Annotated in this window: 13 protein-coding genes and 1 pseudogene; 5 read left to right on the forward strand and 9 right to left on the reverse strand. The window is 62.9% G+C overall.

Features of this window, described 5'->3' with window-relative positions:
- Nucleotides 1-103 precede the first annotated feature (103 nt).
- Complete coding sequence (locus tag PAQ31011_RS21835; RefSeq protein ID WP_150577809.1) at nt 104-613, reverse strand: MarR family winged helix-turn-helix transcriptional regulator; 510 nt, start codon at nt 611-613, stop codon at nt 104-106.
- A 308-nt stretch (nt 614-921) separates the two neighbouring features.
- Between PAQ31011_RS21835 and typA the strand changes: the two genes are divergently transcribed.
- Both typA and PAQ31011_RS21845 read left to right on the forward strand, forming a co-directional pair.
- A complete protein-coding gene (gene typA, locus PAQ31011_RS21840) occupies nt 922-2,745 on the forward strand; it encodes a translational GTPase TypA (protein ID WP_150577810.1) in 1,824 nt (607 codons plus the stop codon).
- Nucleotides 2,746-2,891: 146 nt separating this feature from the next.
- On the forward strand, nt 2,892-4,004 hold the full coding sequence (locus PAQ31011_RS21845) for an enoyl-CoA hydratase/isomerase family protein (protein ID WP_150577811.1): 1,113 nt from the start codon (nt 2,892-2,894) through the stop codon (nt 4,002-4,004).
- Nucleotides 4,005-4,139: 135 nt separating this feature from the next.
- Here the strand turns inward: PAQ31011_RS21845 and PAQ31011_RS21850 are convergent, their stop codons facing one another.
- From PAQ31011_RS21850 to PAQ31011_RS21885, 8 genes and pseudogenes are all read right to left on the reverse strand, one after another.
- Nucleotides 4,140-4,562 (reverse strand): hypothetical protein, encoded by a 423-nt coding sequence (locus PAQ31011_RS21850; protein ID WP_150577812.1) that lies wholly within the window; start codon nt 4,560-4,562, stop codon nt 4,140-4,142.
- A gap of 198 nt (nt 4,563-4,760) precedes the next feature.
- Nucleotides 4,761-5,414 carry a transcriptional repressor LexA gene (gene lexA, locus PAQ31011_RS21855; RefSeq protein WP_039398858.1) on the reverse strand — a complete coding sequence of 218 codons (654 nt, stop codon included), beginning with the start codon at nt 5,412-5,414 and terminating at the stop codon, nt 4,761-4,763.
- A 175-nt stretch (nt 5,415-5,589) separates the two neighbouring features.
- Nucleotides 5,590-5,952 carry a copper-binding protein gene (locus PAQ31011_RS21860; protein ID WP_150577813.1) on the reverse strand — a complete coding sequence of 121 codons (363 nt, stop codon included), beginning with the start codon at nt 5,950-5,952 and terminating at the stop codon, nt 5,590-5,592.
- Nucleotides 5,949-9,200, reverse strand: a complete 3,252-nt coding sequence (locus tag PAQ31011_RS21865) for an efflux RND transporter permease subunit (protein ID WP_150577814.1) — start codon at nt 9,198-9,200, stop codon at nt 5,949-5,951. The genes PAQ31011_RS21860 and PAQ31011_RS21865 overlap by 4 nt, the downstream gene beginning before the upstream one ends.
- A gap of 5 nt (nt 9,201-9,205) precedes the next feature.
- Nucleotides 9,206-10,459 (reverse strand): annotated as a pseudogene (locus PAQ31011_RS21870) (efflux RND transporter periplasmic adaptor subunit); the annotation flags it as partial.
- A 12-nt stretch (nt 10,460-10,471) separates the two neighbouring features.
- Nucleotides 10,472-11,794, reverse strand: a complete 1,323-nt coding sequence (locus tag PAQ31011_RS21875) for a TolC family protein (RefSeq protein WP_150577816.1) — start codon at nt 11,792-11,794, stop codon at nt 10,472-10,474.
- 181 nt (nt 11,795-11,975) lie between these two features.
- The gene (locus PAQ31011_RS21880) at nt 11,976-12,398 is read right to left on the reverse strand and encodes a hypothetical protein (RefSeq protein WP_150577817.1); all 423 of its coding nucleotides are present in this window, start codon (nt 12,396-12,398) and stop codon (nt 11,976-11,978) included.
- 78 nt (nt 12,399-12,476) lie between these two features.
- Complete coding sequence (locus PAQ31011_RS21885; RefSeq protein WP_150577818.1) at nt 12,477-13,988, reverse strand: FAD-dependent oxidoreductase; 1,512 nt, start codon at nt 13,986-13,988, stop codon at nt 12,477-12,479.
- A 54-nt stretch (nt 13,989-14,042) separates the two neighbouring features.
- Here PAQ31011_RS21885 and PAQ31011_RS21890 point away from each other — a divergent pair, with 54 nt between their 5' ends.
- The 3 genes from PAQ31011_RS21890 to cysT all read left to right on the forward strand — a co-directional run bounded on the left by PAQ31011_RS21890 (nt 14,043) and on the right by cysT (nt 16,726).
- Nucleotides 14,043-14,681, forward strand: coding sequence for a TetR/AcrR family transcriptional regulator (locus tag PAQ31011_RS21890; RefSeq protein WP_150577819.1), 639 nt, complete (start codon nt 14,043-14,045; stop codon nt 14,679-14,681).
- A gap of 133 nt (nt 14,682-14,814) precedes the next feature.
- Nucleotides 14,815-15,846: a sulfate ABC transporter substrate-binding protein gene (locus tag PAQ31011_RS21895; protein WP_150577820.1), complete on the forward strand. Its 1,032-nt coding sequence runs from the start codon at nt 14,815-14,817 to the stop codon at nt 15,844-15,846.
- Nucleotides 15,847-15,862: 16 nt separating this feature from the next.
- Nucleotides 15,863-16,726 (forward strand): sulfate ABC transporter permease subunit CysT, encoded by an 864-nt coding sequence (gene cysT, locus PAQ31011_RS21900; RefSeq protein WP_150577821.1) that lies wholly within the window; start codon nt 15,863-15,865, stop codon nt 16,724-16,726.
- The last annotated feature ends 26 nt before the right edge of the window (nt 16,727-16,752 follow it).

Below are 16,752 nucleotides of genomic sequence, written 5' to 3' on the forward strand. Positions count from 1 at the left end.
AATCGGGAATCAGGGCCTGACGAGACTTGCAATAGTGGACTCGACAAGCTTTTCTGAACGGGAATCGAGGCAATTCGAATGGATTTCTCGGGCGCTCGCGCCGTCATCCACCTTCGCCGTTGGCGATCACCCGTCGCAGCAGGCTCTTCAAAAACCCGATTTCCTCGACGCTGAAACCGCCCATCAGGTGGTCGGCAGCGCGGGTGAAGATATCGGGCATCCGGTCGGCCATCGCATTGCCGGCCTCCGTTGCACTCAGGTTCACCGTGCGGCGATCACTCTTGCTGCGCTCGCGAACGAGCAATCCGTGCGCTTCGAGCCGGTCGAGCAGGCGGGTGACCGCGCTTGCATCGATACAGTAGTCACGGGCGAGGTCCGCCGCCGTCTTGCTCTTGCCTGTCGCCACCTTGTAAAGCATGGTCGCCTGCGTGCTGGTGAGGCCGTACTGCGAGGTTTCCTTCGTCAGTTCCGCCAGGATCAGCTGACGCACACGCGCCACGAGATACCCGAGGGAATCGTCGATGTTGTAACCGTTGCGCGGGGGATCGGCTTGCGGCGCTTCCGGCTGAGACGTCGGCGCGGTCGCGGAAGAAGTGACGGAAGGATCGGACATTTTCGTGCAGCTGCAATAGTTGACTTGTCACGATTATAGCGGGTACTTAATTAATTTCAAGTCGATGCAATAGTTGACTAGGCAAATATTTCGATGGAAATTAGATGAAATGCTCTAATTTGGTGCGTAGCATCGAAAGCGCTAGGACGGGAAGGGGGCGGAATCGCAGGTCTTTTTTCGTGACGAATGTGGGTCAATCGTCGAATCGATGCGCTTGGCGTTGTTGCAATGCAGAAAGGCCATGACGTGAGACATGCGCAAGTGGTAGAATCGCGGATTCCTCAAAGGCTTTTTCGAGCACCCCTTTCATGACCCGCGCTCTCCGTAATATCGCCATCATCGCGCACGTCGACCACGGCAAAACCACGCTCGTCGACCAGTTGCTGCGCCAGTCGGGCACCTTCCGCGAAAACCAGCAAGTCGCTGAACGCGTGATGGACTCGAACGACATCGAAAAAGAGCGCGGCATCACGATCCTCGCCAAAAACTGCGCCGTCGAATACGAAGGCACGCACATCAACATCGTCGATACCCCGGGACACGCGGACTTCGGCGGGGAAGTGGAGCGTGTGCTTTCGATGGTCGACAGCGTTCTGCTGGTGGTCGACGCCGTCGAAGGCCCGATGCCGCAAACGCGCTTCGTGACCCGCAAGGCCCTGGGCCTCGGTCTGAAGCCGATCGTCGTGGTCAACAAGATCGACCGTCCGGGCGCACGTCCGGATTGGGTGATCGACCAGACGTTCGACCTGATGGACAAGCTCGGCGCGACCAACGAACAGCTCGACTTCCCGGTCGTCTACGCTTCGGCCCTGAACGGTTTCGCAAGCCTCGACTCGGACGTGCGCGAAGGCACCATGAAGCCGCTGTTCGACGCGATTCTCGAACACGTGCCGGTTCGCGACGCCGATCCGGAAGCGCCGCTCCAATTGCAGATCAGCTCGCTCGACTACTCGACGTTCGTCGGCCGTATCGGTATTGGCCGTATCACGCGTGGCCGCGTCAAGCCGGGCCAGCAAGTGGTGATGCGTTCGGGCCCGGACGGTGAAATTCTCAAGCGCAAGATCAATCAGGTGCTGACCTTCAAGGGTCTGGAGCGCGTGATGTCGGACGAAGGCGCCGAAGCCGGCGACATCGTGCTGATCAATGGTATTGAAGACGTGGGTATCGGCGTGACCATCTGCGACGCAGATACGCCCGAAGCGCTGCCGCTGCTGACCGTCGACGAGCCGACGCTCACGATGAACTTCTGCGTGAACACGTCGCCGCTCGCCGGCCGTGAAGGCAAGTTCGTGACGAGCCGTCAGATCCGCGACCGTCTGGACAAGGAACTGAATCACAACGTGGCGCTGCGCGTGAAGGACACCGACAGCGACTCCGTCTTTGAAGTGTCGGGCCGTGGCGAACTGCACCTGACGATTCTGATCGAGAACATGCGTCGCGAAGGCTATGAACTGGCCGTGTCGCGTCCGCGCGTGGTGCTCAAGGAAATCGACGGCGTGAAGCACGAGCCGTACGAAATGCTGACCATCGACCTGGAAGACGAACACCAGGGCGGCGTCATGGAAGAAATCGGTCGTCGTAAGGGCGAAATGCTGGACATGGTGTCGGACGGTCGTGGCCGTACGCGTCTTGAATACCGCATTCCGGCTCGCGGCCTGATCGGCTTCCAGGGCGATTTCCTGTCGATGACGCGCGGTACGGGCCTGATGAGCCACATCTTCGATGCCTACGCACCGGTCAAGGATGGTTCGCTGGGTGAGCGTCGTAACGGCGTGTTGATCTCGCAGGATAACGGCGATGCCGTGGCCTACGCACTGTGGAAGCTGCAAGATCGTGGTCGCATGTTCGTGAAGCCGGGTGATGCCCTCTACGAAGGCATGATCATTGGTATTCACAGCCGCGATAACGACCTCGTGGTCAACCCGATCAAGGGCAAGCAGCTTACGAACGTGCGTGCGTCGGGTACCGACGAAGCCGTGCGTCTGGTGCCGCCGATCGCGATGAGCCTCGAGTACGCCGTGGAATTCATCGACGACGACGAGCTGGTCGAAGTCACGCCGCAGACGATTCGTCTGCGCAAGCGTCACCTGATCGAGCACGAGCGCAAGCGCGCGTCGCGCGAAGAGAAGTAAAGCCGGCGATGGAAGCGCGGCGCAGCGGATGAAAAGTCCGTTGTGTTGCGAAATCCCTCTGTTGGAAGAAAAGCCGGTGCTATGCGCCGGCTTTTTTGTTTTTCAATCCCCCCAATCCGTTGACGTTTCCGGAGTCCTTGCCTGACATGACCGATTTTGTTCGAACCGAAATCCGTGGCCGTATCGGCTTCATCACGCTGACGCGTCCGAAGGCGCTCAATGCGTTGTCGCACGACATGATTCGTGCGATGGCTGCCGCGCTCGATCAGTGGCGCGACGATCCCAAGGTGCTCGGCGTCGTACTGCAAGGCGAGGGCGAGAAGGGCTTGTGCGCGGGCGGTGACATTCGCTACTTCCATGAGGCCATCAGCGCAGGCCGCACGGACATCATGGATTTCTTCACCGACGAGTATCGACTGAACTACACGATCGCGTCGTATCCGAAGCCGTACATCGCACTCATGGACGGTGTGGTGATGGGCGGTGGCATGGGCATCTCGCAAGGGGCGACGTTGCGTATCGTTACCGAAGCTACGCGCATGGCGATGCCCGAGACGGCTATCGGCCTGTTCCCGGATGTGGGCGGTGGGTTCTTCCTCGCGAATCTCGCGGGGCATCTTGGCGAATACCTCGGCACGACGGGCATCGTGTTTGGCGCAGTCGATGCATGTGAAATCGGTCTGGCCGATGTGGTGGTGCCGCGCGCCTCGTTGCCCGCGCTGTGCGAGCGACTCGCCAACGGAGACTGGTCCGATAGCGATGCCGTGCTGGACGCTGCGCGCACATTTTGTCGCGAAAGCCTGCCACCGGCCGGTCTTGCACCGGGCAAGCTGGCACCGCTACGCGACGTCATCGACGAGCACTTCGCGCACGCAGACATGCCGGCGATTCTGAAGGGTCTCAAGCTCGAAGCGCGTTGCGAATACTCGGGCTGGGCGGAGGAGACGGAAGACCTGCTGCGCACCAAGCGGTCGCCGTTGATGACGTGCGTGGCGCTTGAGCAGGTGCGTCGTGCCCGCAAGTTGTCACTCGCGGACGAATTGCGTGAAGAGTGGTTGATGATGCGCAGCGTCTTCAATCTCGACGGACGCACCGGTGCCGAAGGCGTCGAGGGCATTCGCGCGATGGTGATCGACAAGGACCACAAGCCGCGCTGGCAACACGCGAACATCGAAGCCGTGAAGCGGGAAGACGTCGCACGCTTCTTCGACGGCGAGCGTCACGGTGATGACAATCCGTTGCTTACGCTGGGGCAGTGACCCACGGCGAATACGCTTCGCAGCGCAAGCGAGCCTGACTGCCAGTCGTCGCGAATAAGCCGCCCGAGCCAGCGCGCCGGGCTGGCTTCAGCCTGTCTTCGCGCAATGCGTTGACCGGCCTGCCTGCGAAAAACATCAAACTGCTGCCTGGCAGAACTGTTCACCCACGGCCTGATCGAGTTTGCGGCAGATGTCGGCGAACGTGCCGACCATCACGATGTGCGACCTGTCGCGATAGACGCGCACATCGTGACCTTCCTGCGTGTCATGCGCTTCACGCCGTGCCTGCTGTTCCCGAACGTTGCGCGATGCCTTCACGGCTTTGCCAGCGGGGCAGCCTCGGCGCGTGGCGGATGCCACGGCGGCGGCAATCGTGCGCGGCAGTGTGGTCGTGCGCGTGCGGGTGGGCACGGTGTAGGAACGGGCGATGGCGGGGGCCGAAGCGAACGGTCCGGACAGTGCAGAGAGACCGTACACCGCCGAGAGTCGCGTCTGCGATGACACGCGAGCGGCCGATTGACCGAGAGACGTACGCAGCAAACCAAAGAGTCGAGCCATGATGCATCCTTCTTTCAAAGCGGGTCGGAGGGACGTGTCTCGCTGCGAATGACGTTCATCTCACAAATCGCAGCAGGGCACGGGCGCCGGACCCAGCCCGGCGCAATCAATTGCAAATCTTCAGGGAGTGGGGTGAGTCGCGGTGTCGCGCTGCCCCTATTCGCGATGGGCGGCCGTCAGCGGCCGCTCATAGATCGTTCATAGATCGTTGTTGCGGATCAAACCGACCGCAATCCCTTCGAGTGCGAAATCACCACTGCCTTCGTCGACATTGATGTTCTCGAAATCGGGGTTCTCGGCGATCAGTTCGACGCCGCCTTTCACGCGGTGAAAGCGTTTGACGGTCACGTCGTCGCCGATGCGGGCCACGACGATCTGACCTTCGCGTGCGTCGGCGGCCTTCTGCACGGCAAGCAGGTCGCCGTCGAGAATCCCGGCGTCGCGCATCGACATGCCGCGGACCTTCAGCAGGTAATCGGGCTGACGCGCAAACATGTTCGGGTCGCACTGGAAGTTGCGCTCGATATGTTCCTGCGCCAGGATCGGGCTGCCCGCAGCGACACGGCCGACGAGCGGCAGCGACAACTGCATGAGGCCCATATGTGGCAGCGTGAACTGATGCGTGCCGCCCGCGTCGTCCAGGCGCTTGAGGCGGATGCCGCGCGATTGACCGGCGGCCAGCTCGATCACGCCTTTACGCGCTAACGCCCGCAGGTGCTCCTCGGCAGCGTTGGCGGAGGAGAAGCCCAGTTCGGCGGCAATCTCCGCGCGCGTCGGCGGAAAGCCGGTGCGCTCGATCGCTTGCTGAACCAGTTCGTAGACCTGCTGTTGACGGGCGGTAAGTTTGATCATGGCATCACTGTATGGAAGCACAGGTGGCTGTATTTTTGTACAGTGTTTGCAAAAACGCAAGGGAAAACTTCATGTACTGCGTGAAGTTTCCGCCACACGTGCCCGCCATCGTGGGCCGGGCGACGGGTTTTCCGTGACTGGAAGCCTGTCGCCCGCCGTACCCAAACGGTAACGCTTACTTGTCCATGCGAACGATCGTCAGCGTCCCGCCCACGTTCTCCACGCGCACCCGCACCTTGTCGCCCGTATGCACGCTCTTGGCCATGGCAGCGTCCTTCGCCTTGTAAGCCATCGTCATGGCGGGCATGGCGATGTTGGTCATCGCGCCGTGGGCGAGCATCACCATACCGGTCGAGGCATCGACGCTTTTGACCGTCGCGTCAGTCAGCGCCGCAGTGGCATTGGCATTGGCGCTGGCGTCGGCGGCAGGCTTGCCCGACATCGCCATGTTGCCCATCTCACCGGCCGCAAACGCCGACGATGCCGCAGCACCCGAGACAGCCAAAAGAACACCCGAAACGATAAGAACCTGCTTCATTGCTTTTCTCCAAAGGAAGTGGACGGCACGTCGGTGCCGTGTGAAACAACAGGGGGAACAGAGGGAACAACCGCAGACGCGTGGGCATTCGGCAAATCAACGGGATTGGCCGACGCCGAGCGCTTGAGACGCCGCCGCTGCAATAGCAGCCAGGCAGCGGGAATGACGAACATGGAAAGCAGGGGCGCGGTAATCATGCCGCCGACCATCGGTGCGGCGATGCGCTGCATGACTTCGGAGCCCGCGCCGTGACCGATCATGATCGGGATGAGGCCGGCAAGAATGACCGCGACCGTCATCGCTTTGGGCCGCACGCGCAGCACGGCACCTTCACGAATCGCGTCGACGATCAGCGCCTCGTCGAGCGTTTCGCCGTTGACCATTCGCCGTTCCAGCGCGCCACGCAAATACAGCAGCATTACGACGCCAAACTCCGCCGCCACGCCTGCTAGCGCGATGAACCCGACGGAGGTCGCGACCGAGACGGCATGCCCCAATCCCCAGATCAGCCAGAAGCCGCCAACGAGCGCAAAGGGGATCGTCGACATCAGCATCAACGCATCGAGCGCCGAGTTGAACGTCAGGAACAGCAGTACGAAGATCACGGCGAGCGTGATCGGAATCACCGTACGCAACTTCGCCGCCGCACGCTCCAGATATTCGAACTGCCCCGACCACGCAATCGAATAACCCGGCGGCACGACCACTTTGTCGGCGACGAGACGTTGCATGCCAGTCACGGCCGTTTGCAGGTCAGTGTTGCGGATATCGATGTAGACGTAGCCGGACAGCCGTGCGTTTTCACTGCGGATCATCGGTGGCCCGTCTTCGACGCGAAGCGTCGCGACGTCGCCGAGTCGAATCTGCGCTCCGCGATCCGTCACGATCGGCAGGTCACGAAGCGATTGCACCGAGTCACGGAAGTCACGCGGATAGCGCAGGTTGATCGGGAAGCGCTCGCGTCCGGCAATGACTTCACCCACGTTGTCGCCACCGACCGCCGACGACACGACCGCCTGAATATCGGCAATCGCCAGCCCATAGCGAGCGGCGGCAAGCCGGTCGATGTCGACGTCGACATACCTTCCGCCGTTCAGTCGCTCTGCCAGTGCCGACGTCACGCCTGGTGCATGCTTCACGGTCGTCTCGATCTGCGACGCAATCTTGTCAATCTCCGCAAGATCGGGCCCGGAGATCTTGACCCCCACCGGCGTTTTAATGCCGGTTGAGAGCATGTCCAGACGGTTGCGGATTGGCGGCACCCAGACGTTCGAAAGGCCCGGCACTTTCACGCGGCTGTCGAGTTCGTCGATCAGTTTCTGCGGTGTCATGCCGGCGCGCCACTGGCTGCGCGGCTTGAACCGGATGGTCGTCTCGAACATTTCCAGTGGGGCCGGATCGGTGGCCGAGTCGGCGCGTCCCGACTTGCCGAATACCGTTTCCACTTCGGGCACCGTCTTGATGAGCCGGTCGGTCTGCTGCAACAGCTCGGACGCTTTCTCCGCGGAAATTCCCGGCAACGCCGTGGGCATGTAGAGCAGATCGCCCTCGTCGAGCGGTGGCATGAACTCGCCGCCAAGGCGGGAGATGGGAATCGCCGTGAGCGCCAGCGCCACGAGTGCCACGCCGAGCGCGACCCACGGACGCCGCAACGTTGCGTCGAGCAACGGGCGGTACATCGCCATCAGTACCCGGTTGATCGGATTGGCGGCTTCCTCCGGAATGCGTCCGCGAACGAGGTAGCCCATCAATACCGGCACCAGCGTGACCGACAGCCCGGCCGCCGCGGCAATCGTGTATGTCTTCGTGAAGGCCAGCGGAGAGAACAACTTGCCTTCCTGTCCCTCGAGCGAGAAGACGGGGATGAACGACAGCGTGATGATGAGCAGCGAGAAGAACAGGGCCGGGCCGACTTCCGCCGCCGATTCGGCAATGAGTGTCCAACGCCGCGACGCGCTCAGGGTCTCGCCGGGATGCGCGTGCGCGAACGCTTCGAGATGTTTGTGCGCGTTCTCGATCATGACGATAGCCGCGTCGATCATCGCCCCGATGGCAATGGCGATCCCACCGAGCGACATGAGGTTGGCGTTCACGCCCTGATACCGCATGACGATGAATGCGGTGAGCACGCCGAGTGGGAGCGACAGGATGGCGACCAGTGCACTGCGCAGATGGAACAGGAAGATGGCACACACGATCCCGACGATGACGAACTCTTCGATGAGTTTGTCTTTCAGGTTGTCGACGGCGCGTTCGATCAGCTGTGAGCGGTCGTACGTCGTGACCAGCTCGACGCCGGGCGGCAGCGAACGCTTGAGATCGGAGAGCTTCGCCTTCACGGCTTCGATGGTCGTGAGCGCGTTCTTGCCCGAACGCATCACCACGACACCGCCCGCCACCTCGCCCTGACCGTTGAGTTCCGCCACGCCGCGACGGGCTTCCGGGCCGATCTGGATACGGGCAACGTCGCCGAGCAATACCGGTGTGCCGCTGGCGTCCGTGCGAATGACCACGCGACGGAAGTCGTCCAGCGAGCGCAGATACGCCGTGGAGCGCACCATGTATTCCGATTCCGCCATCTCGACGACGGAGCCACCGGACGCCTGATTTGCCTTCGAGAGTGCATCGGCGACGCTCGCCTGCGAAATGCCGAACGCGCGCAGCTTGTCGGGATCGAGCACGACCTGGTACTGACGCACCATACCGCCGATCGAGGCGACTTCGGCGACGTCGGGCACCGCCTTGAGTTCGAACTTCAGGAACCAGTCGTTGAGCGCGCGCAGTTGCCCGAGATCGTGACGCCCGGTGCGGTCGACGAGGGCATATTCGTAGACCCAGCCGACACCCGTGGCGTCCGGCCCGAGCGAGACCTTCGCGCCTTGCGGCAGACGGCTCTGCACCTGATTCAGATATTCGAGCACGCGCGAGCGCGCCCAGTACTGATCGGTCTTGTCGTCGAACAGCACATAGACGAAGGCATCGCCGAACGACGAATACGCGCGGATCGTCTTCGCACCGGGCACGCCGAGCAGCGTGGTGGTCAGCGGATACGTCACCTGATCTTCGATGACCTGTGGCGCTTTGCCCGGATACGACGCTTTGATGATGACCTGCGTGTCCGAGAGGTCCGGCAGCGCGTCCAGCGGTGTCTGGGTGAGCGAGTAGATGCCCCATACGGCAAGGAGCACCGAGGCGAGCAACACCAGTAACCGGTTGTGTATCGACCAGCGAATGAGGCGGGCGATCATTGGGTGCCTCCGCTCGCGTTCAACTTCGGCAACACCGATTTCAGGCTGGCCTCGGAGTCGATCAGGAACTGTCCCGACGCGACGACTTCCTGGTCTTGCGTCAGTCCCTGAAGCACCACGGTATCTGCCCCGACATCGTTGCCGGTCGTCACGGCGACGGGTTGCAGACCGCCGTCGGCATTGCGCACGATGACGACGCTTTGCTTGCCCGTCGTGATCACCGCTTCTGACGGCACGAGCAGTTGCGATACCGCCTTCGCGTCGCTCATGTGGGCGCGCACGAGCATGCCCGGCGTGAGACGCTCGCCCGTGTTGTCCAGTTCAAGACGCGCCTGCAACGTCCGGCTGCCGGGATTGATGCCGGGGAGGACGTCTCGCACGCGTCCGACGATGTGCTGCGTATCGTCGGCAGCGAGCGTGGCGTCGACCTTCATGCCGGGACGCACGCGCAACGCCATCGCCTCGGGAATTTCCACGACGAGCCAGAGTTTCGACAAGCCGGCCACTTTCGCCAGTGTCTGTCCTGGAGAGACCATCGCGCCGTTGCGCACGTTGAGTTCCGTCACCACACCCGCGCGGGGTGCGCTCAGCACGACGTGCGTTTGCGGTTGTCCGGTACGCGCAAGGTTGGCAATCAGGGCGTCCGGTATGGAGAGGGCGCGCATGCGGGCGCGCGCGGCGTCGAGCAGCGCGCCGCCCATCTGGCTACGTACGAGTGCGAGGTATTCCTCCTGCGGTGCGAGCCAGTCGGGCACGAACAGGGAGGCTACCGGCGCACCCTGCGACACATGCTGCATCGGGGCGTTCGCATACAGACGATCGATGAAGCCGGTCACGCGCGATTGCACGACATCGGCTTGCGATTCGTCGAATTGCGTGGAGCCGACGACATCGAAGCCTGCTGCGACGTCGGCACGTCGCACCTTCGCAAAACGGATGCCGAGGTTCTGCTGCAGGTTCGGATCGATCCGGACACCGTCGGCACCGACCTCGTCGGCATACACGGGCATGAGTTGCATGTCCATGAAGGGCGACTTGCCGGGCTTGTCGAAGTGCTGATTCGGCATCATCGGGTCGTGCCAGTACAGCACGCGACGCTGGCCGTCGGCGGGCGAGCCTTCGCCATTGACGGTCGCGACGGCGGCGGTCGCATCGGCATTGCCCGGTGCGAAATGTCGTCCGCCGGCGTAGCCCAGCGCGAGCAAGGCGCAAGCGGTGAACACTGCCGTAGCGGCGTAAATCACAGTTTTCTTTTTCATGGGGAAGGTCTCTTAACGAGCGACGGCGATGGCGGGGGCGGAGGCCATCGCGGGCGGAAGCACCTGATACTCAAGCTGTGCCCAGACCAGCGACACCTCGCGCTGGAGATCGAGGACTTGCAACTGAGCGTCGAGCAAGCTGCGGCGGGCGGCGAAGATGTCGGCAAGGGTGCCGGTGCCGCCGCGATAGGCGGCATTCGCGAGCGCGACGCGTTGCTCTGCTGCGGGCAGCAGCGAACCTTGCAGATTCGCGATGCGCTCGCGTCCGTTCGTGAGCGACGTGCCGAGCGTGCGGATGTCCGCTTCCACCTGACGTTGCGTGTCCAGATAACTCAGACGTGCACGCTCGGCGAGTTCGGCCTTTTCAGCGACGTCGCGGTCCTGACGTTGCGAACGATGGATCGGCAGGGGAATGCTCACGCCGATGGACACCATGTTCGAGAACTGCGGGCCGCGCTGCTGATAAGCCACTTCCCATGTCCAGTTCGACGAGCGGTTGCTGGTGGCGACTGCCGTGTCCGCGTCGGCGACGGCAATATCGTCAGCCCCGCTCACGAGCGTCGGTTGCACGCGCGCAAGTTGATCGGGCGTGAGCGCGGGGACCGTGCTGTCGAGCGATGGGGGCTCGCCCGAGACATCGCTGACCGGCATCGCTGTCCAGCGCGACAGGCCGATGAGCGCGGCGCGCTCGGTCTGCTGCACTTTGAGCGCCTGATCCTGCGCCTGCGCGAGCATGAGACGCGCCTGTGTGACGTCGGATGCCGAGGTTTTCGCGCCACGATACGAGGCCGTGGTCGCGTCCAGCTCGTGCGTCATGTGCTCGACCAGCGCCTGAGCGACGGCGGTGGACTTCTTCGCATAGATAGCGGTCAGCCAGGCCATGGCTGTCTGCTGACGGACGTTGGTGACTTGCGCCAGATAGCCGGAGCGCTGCCGGTCGACGACGCGATCGCTCAGATCGGAGCGCAAGCGCCGCTTATCCGACGATACCCATTCCTGTTCGATGCCGATGCGCCGCATCGTCATGAAGTCGCTGCCCACTGCGAAGCGCTGATCGCCGTTGACCGGCAGGTTGTCGACGCCTGCTTTTAAGGTTGGATCGGGCAACTGGCCTGCGCGCGCTGCGGCTTGTGTGCTCGCGCGCACGGACGCCTCTGCCGCTTGCAGCGCGGCGGAGTGGTCCATCGCGGATTGCAGCGACGCGTCGAGCGATAACCCTGCGTCTTGCGCCGAGGAGGTGGCACTGGCCGCGCTAGCGGCGGAGAGCAGGACGATGACGGCGCACGCACGTGCGCTGACGCGCCGGTAACCCGGCACGTTGAAAATCGAATACATGTGAAACCCCACGCGTACGAATGCCGTGTGGCATTCGCGTCCTGTTCAGGACGATCTCGCCGCTGGTGCGGCGAACCCGGAGACGGGCAGGGGCTGTCGATGGCGTCGGCGCGTGTGTGGCGTCAGCCGTCGAGGCTGCGCGTGACACGGTCGAACAAAATGGACAGACGCCTGCGGAGGGTTACAGCGAGGTGGGTGGACGCCAGAGGCCGTCAGGCGCGCGCAGGCGCAGGGAATCGGTGTAGTGGAAGCCGGTCTTGCGAGCGATGCTCACCGGACGCGCGACTTCAGGCGTGATCGCCGGGTGGTAGAGGCTGCCGAGGTTGCATTGCGCCGTCACCTTGCAGAAGGGGCCCTTGAGCTTTCCGCTGGCTGGCATCGTCATGCCGTCGCAGTGATCCATGGCCAGCGTCGGCGCTGCCGACGGGGCCATGGTGGAAGGTGCTGCCGTCGCCATCATGGGCATGGCCGCCAAGTCGGAGGCATCGTCCGACATCGCGGTCATCTGCATCGGACAATCGCCCGCCATACCGCTCGCCGCCAGCCCGCTAAGGGGAAGCACGGCGCACAACAGCAGCACGAGAACGAGACGGAGCAGTTTCACGTCGCGGAGTATAGCGCCAATATCGAAACGCCGAGTGTGTCGTCGTGTATCGCTACGTAGTTCATCCGCGCGACAGACTCAGACGGCAAACCAGCGGCGCAACGCGTTTTCCAGCCCGGCGAGTTCGTCGGTGCAATCCGGCTCACTGCGCCATGCAATGCAAGCGTCGGGTCGCAACAGCCAGGACGGGCCTTCCGCAACGGGTAGGCAGCGCACCTGATGCGTTATCGTCGTCACACGTTGCGATGCACGCCGATCCGCAGTGCCGTCGAGCAAGACACCGCGCCCGTCCTGCATGGCGTCGAAAAGGTAAGTGCCATCGGAAAGTTGCCAATCGCCCGCGAGACGTCCGACATCCGGATGCGATTCTGCAGACGCCACGAGTTCGTATCGCATGGACACGCCGGTCATCATCTCGCCGATGTAGCGGTTCACGTCGTCGAAATCCATCAGCTTGGCAATGAGATCGCGCATCGCCCCCGATTGCGGGTCCGGACGCAGGATGGCGACTTGCGCGCGCGTATTCGCGAGCACCGCCTCGGCGACCGGGCGACGCTCGGCCGTGTAAGTGGCGAGCAGGCTTTCAGGCATATCGCCGCGAATGACGGCGGCGAGCTTCCAGCCGAGATTCGCCGCGTCGAGCAGGCCAAGGCTCAATCCCTGCCCGCCGAACGGCGAGTGAACGTGCGCGGCGTCGCCTGCGAGGAACACGCGCCCTTGCCGGTACGTGTCGACGAGGCGGGTGTTGTCAGCCCAGCGGCTCGCGGCGTGCAGCGCGCTCACGCGTACGTCCTGGCCGCTGGTACGGCGCAGCACTTCCTCGATTTCTTCACGCGTGACGGGGGCGTCGCGATTCGCTGGCGGTCCCGTGAAGTCGAGCATGAACAGGCGTCCGGGCACGGGGCCATAGCAAAACACGCCACGTTCGGTGCGATTCCATCCGATGGGCAGCAAACGCTCCGGATGATCGACGTCGGCCGTCGCTTGATAAAACGTGAGCGTCGGCTCGGTACCGGGGAAGGCAAAGTCGCACATCTTGCGCACGGTGCTGCGTCCACCGTCGCAACCGATCAGATAGGCCGCCACGATTCGCCCCGGTCCGCCGGGCGACATCCACGAGACTTCGACACCCTCGTCATCCGCCTCGATCCCGGTGATCTCATGTTCGCGCCGCACCTCGATACCGAGCGCTTGCGCCCGAGCGGCCAGCATGGCTTCCAGCGCGGGCTGATCGACGTGACGTGGCCGCCTGTCGGGGTCGACCTGTGCGTCGCGCCGAATGAGGGAAAGCCCGGCGAAATGGCCATTAAACTTCGAAGCACGGACGCGCAGATCCGCTCCGGTCTGCTGGGTGAACGCCTGCATGGCCTGTGCGCTGCGCTGCTGTGCGTCGTCGATAGCCGTGCGCATGCCCCGGCGCAGGAGTGCTTCGCCTGCCAGCGGCCCGAAGGAGAGCGCCTTCATGGCCTGACTGGGCGACGCCAGTCGTTCGAGCACGAGTACGCGTGCGCCGCCGAGTGTCAGTTCGATGGCGGCGAGCAAGCCGACGGGGCCGGCACCGGCCACTACAACATCTATGGAGTTTGTCATATACTTCGTATAAATATGTACTGAGTACATGTAAACTAGGCCATCAGGAACCTCATGTCAACGCCAACCGATTTGAGATCGAGAAAGCGCCTCGCCACCCGGCAGGGCATTTCCAATGCCGCGACACGGCTTTTCCACGAACACGGCTTCGATCACGTGACGGTCGACCAGATCGCGGCCGCCGCCGACGTTGGGCGCATGACCGTCTTCAATCACTTTCCCCGTAAGGAAGACATGTTCTTCGACCGGGACGAGGAGGGCCGTGACGCGCTTAGGGAGGCCATCCATGCGCGAGATGCAGGCGTCTCGCCCGTCGAGGCGCTGCGGCGTCTTGCGCATCGTCTTGTATCGCAGAACAGTCCCTTCGTGAACTTCTCGGCCCAGAGCCAGGGCTTCATCCGCACGATCGAAGGCAGCGAGACGCTCAAGGCGCGTGCCCGGGCGATCCGGGACGAACTGGCCGAGGTCGTGGCGCAGGCGCTGGCCGAGACGGCTGGCCGTCCGATTCCGGACGTCGAAGCCCAACTGGCTGCTGGGCTGTTGCTCGCCGGCTGGACGGTTGCCTTCCTCGACGCACATCGCACATTCGCGCTGACGCAGGACACCGCTGCGGCTCAGAAAACCTTCCTGAGCCTTGTGGACCGGGGGTCTGCGGGCGTGGCTGCCGCGCTGAACGGTACCCCCTACGTCTGATGACGGCCTCGTCAGCAGAATTTCTCTAATCCTTATTCCGGCATAAACAAAAGCGAAAATATTATTTTTAATTATTTAGACGCCCCCCTAGACTGGCCTCCTACACACGAGAAGCAAACAAGGAGTGCAAGTCATGAACAAAGCAGCACGGGGATGGAAAGCTAAGAAGCTGGCAGTCGCGCTGGGTGGTCTGGCGCTGGCCGCCGGCATGACGATTCAGGCGCAGGCCGCAAGCCTGTCGCTGCTCAACGTGTCGTACGACCCGACGCGTGAGCTTTACGCCGACTACAACAAGGCCTTCGAGGCCCACTACAAGCAAGTTGCCGGCGACACGGTGACGGTGAAAGCCTCGCACGGCGGCTCGGGCAAGCAAGCCCGTACCGTGCTCGACGGTGCACCCGCCGACGTCGTCACGCTCGGCATCTCGGCCGATATCGACGAGCTGGCCACCGCCGGCCTTGTGAACAAGGATTGGCAGAAGCGTCTGCCGGACAACGCCACGCCGTACACGTCGACCATCGTGCTGCTCGTGCGCAAGGGCAACCCCAAGGGCATCAAGGACTGGAACGACCTCGCCAAGCCGGGCATCAGCGTCGTGACGCCGAACCCGAAGACCTCGGCTGGCGCCCGCTGGAACTACCTCGCCGCATGGCTCTACGCCCTGAAGCAACCGGGCGGCAACGAGCAGAAGGCGCAGGAATTCGTGAAGGCCATTTACAAGAACGTCGGTGTGCTGGATTCGGGTGCGCGTGGCGCAACCACGACCTTCGTGGAACGCGGTATCGGCGACGTGCTGATCGCGTGGGAAAACGAAGCACTGCTGTCGGTGAAGGACCTCGGTCCGGACAAGTTCGACATCGTGGTGCCGTCGTCGTCGATCCTGACGGAACCGCCGGTGGCCATCGTCGACAAGAACGTCGACAAGCACGGCACGCGCAAGGCCGCCGAGGCCTATCTGCAATGGCTGTATTCGCCGCAGGGTCAGGAGATCGCCGCGAAGCACTTCTACCGTCCGCGTTCGCCGGAAATCGCCAAGAAGTATGAGTCGCAATATCCGAAGCTCAAGCTCTACACGGTAGACGCCGATCTGGGCGGCTGGACGAAGACGCAGGCGAAGCACTTCGCCGACGGCGGCATCTTCGACCAGATCTACACCAAGAAGTAAGGGCAGGGACCATCGCATGAGTACCGCACTCTTTCCAATGTGGCGCAAGCCAAGTGCCTTGCCGGGCTTTGGCCTGACGATGGGCTACACCGTCGCGTACCTGAGCCTCGTGGTGCTGGTGCCGTTGCTGATGGTCTTCATCAAGGCAAGTTCGCTCGACTGGGCGAGCTTTGTCGCCGCGGTGAGCTCCCCGCGCGTGCTGGCGTCGTATCGCCTCACGTTCGGCATCTCGCTCGCGGCGGCAACGCTGAACGCATTTTTCGGTTTCATCCTGGCGTGGGTGCTGGTGCGCTACACGTTCCCGGGCAAACGTTTCGTCGACGCGCTGATCGACCTGCCTTTCGCCTTGCCGACGTCGGTCGCGGGCATTGTACTGGCTGCCATCTACGCGCCGAACGGCTGGGTTGGACGCTGGTTCGAGCCGCTCGGCATCAAGATCGCTTTCACGCCGCTGGGCATTTTCGTGGCGCTCACGTTCATCGGCCTGCCGTTCGTGGTGCGCACGCTGCAACCGGTGCTCGAAGAGTTCGAGCGCGAGCAGGAAGAAGCGGCGGCGTGCCTCGGTGCGACGCGCTGGCAGACGCTGCGCCACGTGATTCTTCCGGCGGTGCTGCCGGCCTTGCTCACGGGCTTTGCGCTGGCGTTCGCCCGCGCGGTCGGCGAGTACGGCTCGGTCATCTTCATCGCGGGCAACATTCCGATGGTCTCGGAAATCACGTCGCTGCTGATCATTACCAAGCTCGAACAATACGATTTCGCAGGCGCGGCGGCGCTCGCCGTGGTCATGCTGCTGATCTCGTTCGTGCTGCTGTTACTTATCAATACGCTGCAATGGTGGCTGCAACGCCGTCATTCGGGTCGTCGCGCCAGTGGCGTGTGACGTAAGAACCTCGAAGAGAACGTTTC

Source organism: Pandoraea aquatica (genome assembly GCF_902459565.1).
Classification (GTDB): Bacteria; Pseudomonadota; Gammaproteobacteria; order Burkholderiales; family Burkholderiaceae; genus Pandoraea; species Pandoraea aquatica.